Annotated in this window: 5 protein-coding genes; all 5 read right to left on the bottom strand. The window is 69.2% G+C overall.

Annotated features, from left to right (window positions below; translation table 11 throughout):
* A partial coding sequence (locus K789_RS0115420) for an ATP-binding cassette domain-containing protein (protein ID WP_024367536.1) occupies positions 1-488 on the bottom strand: 488 nt, incomplete at its 3' end.
* A 46-nt stretch (positions 489-534) separates the two neighbouring features.
* Entirely contained in the window at positions 535-2,544 is a 2,010-nt protein-coding gene (locus tag K789_RS0115415) for a penicillin-binding transpeptidase domain-containing protein (protein ID WP_024367535.1), read from the bottom strand.
* Between the two features lie 79 nt (positions 2,545-2,623).
* Positions 2,624-3,280: a response regulator transcription factor gene (locus K789_RS0115410; protein ID WP_024367534.1), complete on the bottom strand. Its 657-nt coding sequence runs from the start codon at positions 3,278-3,280 to the stop codon at positions 2,624-2,626.
* Positions 3,277-4,635 (bottom strand): sensor histidine kinase, encoded by a 1,359-nt coding sequence (locus tag K789_RS0115405; RefSeq protein ID WP_024367533.1) that lies wholly within the window; start codon positions 4,633-4,635, stop codon positions 3,277-3,279. Before K789_RS0115405 ends, K789_RS0115410 begins: the two co-directional genes overlap by 4 nt.
* A 107-nt stretch (positions 4,636-4,742) precedes the next feature.
* On the bottom strand, positions 4,743-5,622 hold an 880-nt coding region (locus K789_RS0115400; protein WP_024367532.1), incomplete at its 5' end, for a phytoene desaturase family protein.

Genomic DNA, 5,622 nt, shown 5'->3' with positions numbered 1-5,622 from the left:
AGGCTCGACGCCGGGCGGTGCTGCGCGCGGTCGAAGGGAAGTCCAAGCGCGGCCATACAGACCTCATCCCAGACAGTTTCGACGTCGTAGCCCCCGGCGTCTCCCCAGTCCACGATCGCCTGCGCGTACTTCATCTGGGTGGGCTCGTCGTCGTGTTCCATCATGGCCAGCTCGGCTTCGTCCACCGTGCGGGCGGCGGCCGCCAGCGCGGGGGGAGCAGCGGACACCAGGAGGTCGCGGACGGTGGATTCGTCCCGGACCTGGCCGACGAACTGGCGCATGATGCCCATGTTCCCGGAACGGCCGATCACACCTTCGTCCGCGACAAGGTCGCCGGAAATGATCCGGAACAGCGTCGTCTTGCCGGTTCCGTTGGGTCCGATCAGCGCCGTTTTGGTCCCGTCCGGGACCTTGAAGGTCACGCCGTTGAGCAGCTGGGTGCCGTCGGAGAGGAAGTAATCGATGTTGGAAACGTCAATATGAGCCACACTTCCATCCTCCCACGGCCGTCCTCGCGGCCACGTCGCCGCCGGCTCAGCCCGCGGCGGTGAGGAACTCCTTCAGCAGCGGACCGGAGACGGTGGCGCCAAGCCCGCCCTCCTCGACGAACACGGCGACGGCGAGGTCCCCGTGCACGGCCACGATCCAAGCATGGGTCTTGGGCGGGTTGTCTGAACCGAACTCGGCGGTTCCGGTCTTCGCCCCCACGGGGGCACCCGGGACGGCGGCCAGGAAGCCGGTGTGGCCGGACGTGACCACGGCACGCATCATGTCCGCCAGGGCGGCGGCTTCCGCTGCGGTGACCGGGGTGCCGGAGGCCTTCGCCGGGGCCGGGGCCGACGGCGTCGAACCGGCTGACGGCGTCGAACCGGCTGACGGCGTCGAACCGGCTGACGGGGAGGCAACGGCGCCGGTGCCTGCCTCGTCAGCTCCGGGATTGAGCACCAGCTGCGGCGCGACAGGCGCTCCCTTGGCGACCGAGCCTGCCATGATGGCGGCGGCCAGCGGGGACATCAGCACCTTCCCCTGGCCGATCATCGACGCGGCGTGCTCCGTTCCCGAGGCGTCGCCCGGAACCGAACCCAGAAACGCTGACGCCCCCAGCGACGGGGCTTCCACTGCGACGCCGAGGGATGTGGCGGCGGCCTCGAGCTGTGCCTGGCTGACCGTGTCGCGGGCGTTGATGAACGCGGTGTTGCAGGAGTGCGCGAAGGCATCGCGCAAGGTCACGGAGCCCAGCGAGGAGGCGGGGTAGCCTTCGGCGTTTTTGAAGGTCCGGCCGTCGACGGTCAGGGTTGCGGGGCACTCAACCATGGCATCCGGGGTCATGCCGTTACGGATCATGGCGAGGGAATCCACGATCTTGAAGATGGAACCGGGTGCGTACTGGCCCAGCAGCGCGGTGTCGTAACCGTTGCTGCCCGGTCCCGAGGCCGCGGCGAGGACGGCGCCGCTGGAGGGCCGGAGCGCCACGATGGCCGACGCCGGGGCCACCTTCCCCAGGATGTCCTCGGCCAGCTGCTGGAGGTTGGGATCCAAGGTGGTTTTCAGCGGGGTTCCGACCTTCATATCAACCTGGAACAGGGCCCGGCGGCCGCCGTTGAGCAAGGTCTGGCGTTCCTCGGCTGTGAGGCCCGCCTTCTCGGCGAAGACCTGGGTTCCGTCGCTGCCTCGCAGTTGCGCGTCGTACTGCTGCTGCAGGCCGCCGGTTCCCGTGGTGTCGCCGGCTCTGAGCGCCCCGCCGGATTTCTCGATCTGTTCGGCATTCGCCTCGGCTGCGGTGCCCAGCAGGGCGCGGGCGAAGGTGCGGGTCGGGGCGAGCGGAAGAGAGTCGGCGATGGCGCGCGCGCCGGGAATCCCGGCGATCTGATCGTCCGTAATCGTCCTGCCGTCCTGGCGCAGGGTGATGGCCGTGACGAAGGCCTCCGGGCCCGCCGCCTGGACCTGTTGGGTGTAGGCCGCGGGATCCACCCCCACCAGCTGGGCGAGTTGGGTGGCGGACGCCGCCGGATCGGCGGAAGCCAAACGGGGTTTGTCGATGCCGACGTTGACGACCGCCCGGTAGGTGACCAGCTTGGCGTCACCGGCACCCAGAATCTCGGCCCGCGCCGGGGACTGGGACAAGGTGCCAAGGACTTCCCCTTCTGCCAGAGACGGCACCAAAGTGGCCGGGTTCCAGACCGTCAGCCACTTGTCACCCGACTTCTTCAACTGGGCGGAGGTGGTGTACTTCCACTCTCCGGAGCCAATCTTCCAGCTGTACGTCAGCGGGACCGTGGCGGTGTCCTTGTCGAGCGTCAGCTCACCGGTATCCACCACAGGCTTGACCGGATCCAGTGCCTTGAACACCTCGTGGAGCTGCTCATTGGCCCCGCCGGAGTCCTTGCCTTCAAAGGCGACGGAGCCGACGTCGAGCGCCGCAACAGCGGAAGCAAGCTGCTTCGCCGCATCCTGCGCGCCGGCGCGGCCGTCGGAGCAGCCCACCAACGAGCCGCTAAGAATGAGCCCAACCAGGGCAAGTGAAAGTTTTGATGAGTTCCCCATCGCGCCATTATGCACCGGACGCCGGACAATTCCCTTGTCACAAAGTCCCCGCCGGCCGCCCGGTGCGGCCCCGGCCGGCTCAGAAGCGCCGGATGATCCTGCGCTGCGAGGCCACAGCAATCGCCGCGGTGCGGTTGTCCACGCCGAGCTTGCCGTAGATGTGCACGAGGTGGGTCTTCACCGTTGCCTCGGAGATGAACAACTGTTTGGCGATGGCCCGGTTGCCCAGCCCCGTGGCGAGCAGCTCGAGCAGCTGGATCTCCCGGGCAGACAGGACAGGCTCGGGGTTGCGGATCCGGCCCATCAGCCGCGCGGCCACTTCGGGGGCCAGCGCGGTCTGGCCCGCCGCGGCGGCGAGCACGGCCTGGCGGATCTGTTCCGGCGGCGCGTCCTTGAGCATGTAGCCGCTGGCACCGGCTTCCACAGCGGCGAGGATGTCGGCGTCGGTGTCGTACGTGGTGAGGATAAGCACCGGCGGAGCGGGCTGGCCGGCCTCGCCCGCCTTGATCCTTCCGGTCGCGGTAACGCCGTCCATGCCGGTGCCCATCTGCAGATCCATGAGTACGACGTCGACCGGCTCGCCGAGGGTATGGAGCCGGGAGAGCTCGGCCAGGGCAGCGCCGCCATCGGCCGCCTCGGCCGCGACGGCGATGCCCTCGAAATCGCCCAGCATGGCCCGCAGCCCGGCCCGGACCACCGGGTGGTCGTCGACCAGCAGCACGCGGATATCCTTCACGATTCGTTCCTTGCCGCAGCATCCCCGAGGGGCAGCCGGATGGCGACCACCGTTCCTTCGCCGGCCGTGGACTCGATGTCCAGGCTGCCGGCCAGCGCCGAGACCCGCTCCTGCAGCGACCTGAGTCCGTAGCCCGAGCCGTCAGGGCGACCGGCGGGGTCCGCGACGGCCGAGGCATCGAAGCCAGTGCCGTCGTCGAAAATATCCATCGCCACTTCGCTGCCCAGGAAGGAAAGGGTCACGACGGCGGTGTCCGCCTTGGCGTGCACCCACACGTTCGCGAGGCTCGCCTGCGCCGCCCTAAGCAGGGTGGTGCGGTACGGGTTGGGCAGTTCCACCGGGGTTCCTTCAAGATCGAAACGGCAGCGCAGCCGGGTGCCCCGGGCGGCTGCCTCGGTTTCGGTCTTTTCGCAGAGCCGGCGCAGGCTGTTCACCAAGGGATCCTCCGGCGGCTTTTCTGCTGAGTCGTTCGCTGAGTCATCTGCTGTGTCATCCGCTAGGGCGGGGGGCTGCAGGGCGCGGACAAAGTTGCGGGCCTCGGCGAGGTTGGCCGAGGCGGTCTCCTGGACCGTCCGGAGCCGGTCCCGGGCGGTGGCGGTATCCCCGTCGTCCAGTGACTTTTCCGCCGAGCGGCCCATCAGCACGATGCTGGAGAAGCCCTGGGCCAGCGTGTCATGGATTTCGCGGGCCAGCCTGGCCCGCTCGGCAAGCGTGCCGGCGTCGTGCTGGCTGCGGGCAAGTTCGGCCCGGGTACGGCGCAGTTCCTCGGCGGCGAGCCGCTGGTTTTCCGCTTCCAGGTAGAGCGCCCGGTACGCCAGCCCGGTAACGACGGCAAACGCTGCCCCGAACGCCGGTCCCAGCACCATGGGAAGCTGCAGGGCGCCGCCGTCGGATCCTGCATTGTGGAACCACAGCGCCACAATCACCAGCACGGTGCTCAGGGAGATCGCCGGCAGAGCCAGCCGCAGCGGCAGCACGTGCAGCTGCAGGAAGAACAGCGGGAAGGCCAGCCACACAAAGTCGGAGCTGGCCCAGATCAGCAGCAGCCAGAACAGGCAGACGGCGCCCAGCCACCAGGCCGAGTACGGGCGGGGATCGAACCGGGACGTATCAACGGAATGCCGCTTCTCCAGGACGGTTCCCAGGAGGTAGACCGCGGCAAGAACCAGTGCGAGGGACAGGGCGAGCCAGTTCGTGCCCTGGAGGCCCGAGCCCAGCAGCCGCGCCAGGGCGACGAGCAGCAGGACGGCGAAGCCGCAGTGCAGGCACACCCGCAGGACGCGCAGAATGACGGCGGCATCGGTCGTTCCTGCCGTGGCGGNCGGTGCCTGCCGGCGCCGGGCGATCGTTGCCATCCATGCCTCCAGCGTAATGCGGGGCCGGCACGGTTCCGGCCCGAAACCCTGCCGTCCGGGCATTATCAACCTTTTGGTTGACCCGGGTCCGGTGGCCGTTGGGGCCCTTAGAACCCGAGGGGCGGGACCGCCAAGCCAAATATGTCTTTCAGAGCATATTTGGCGGCGTGGTATCCCGGCATTCCGGTCACACCGGGTCCCGGAGGAGTGGAGGAGGAACACAGGTACACGCCGGGAAGCGGCGTCCGCCAGGGAACGGGGCCCAGGACGGGCCGCCGGATGATTCCGCGGAGGTCCATCAGCCCGGCGCTGAAGTCGCCGCCGACGTAGTTCTCGTTGTACACACCCAGCCCGGCCGCGGTCGTGACGTGGTGGCTGAGGACGAGGTCGCGGAACCCGGGGGCGAAACGCTCCAGCTGGGTGATCACGGCCTCGGTCATGTCCACGGTGGAACCGGCCGGCACATGGCAATAGCTCCACAGGATGTGCCGCCCCGCGGGCGCCCGTCCGGCGTCGAAGCGCGAGGGTTGGGAGACCAGGACATAGGGCCGTTCCGGATGCCGGCCCGCGGCGACGAGGTTTTCCGCCTCGGCCATCTCCGCGCGGGTGCCACCCACGTGGACCGTGCCGGCGTCGGCCAATCCGGGCGCCGTCCAGGGGACCGGTCCGGAAAGGATGAAGTCGACCTTGCAGGCCGCGTTTCCGAACCGGAACGACTCAAGGGCGCGGCGGTACCGCTCCGGGAGCCTGCCCTCCGCCAGTCTCAGCAGCCCCGTCGGTGCCACGTCCAGGAGGGTGGCCCGGACCGGGGGCAGCTCCGTCAGGGACCCGATCCGGGCGCCTGTTTCCACCGCCCCGCCGTGCGCTTCAAGGTCCGCGACCATCGCCCGCGCGATCGCCGCGGAACCGCCGATGGGCACGGGCCAGCCCACCGTGTGGGCCAGTGTGCCCAGCATGAGGCCCGCTCCGGCCGCGGCGGCGGCCGGC

The organism is Arthrobacter sp. TB 26 (assembly GCF_000427315.1).
Classification (GTDB): Bacteria; Actinomycetota; Actinomycetes; order Actinomycetales; family Micrococcaceae; genus Arthrobacter.
The sequence above is the reverse complement of the archived record's forward strand: the minus strand, read 5'-3'. Positions and strand labels throughout refer to the sequence as shown.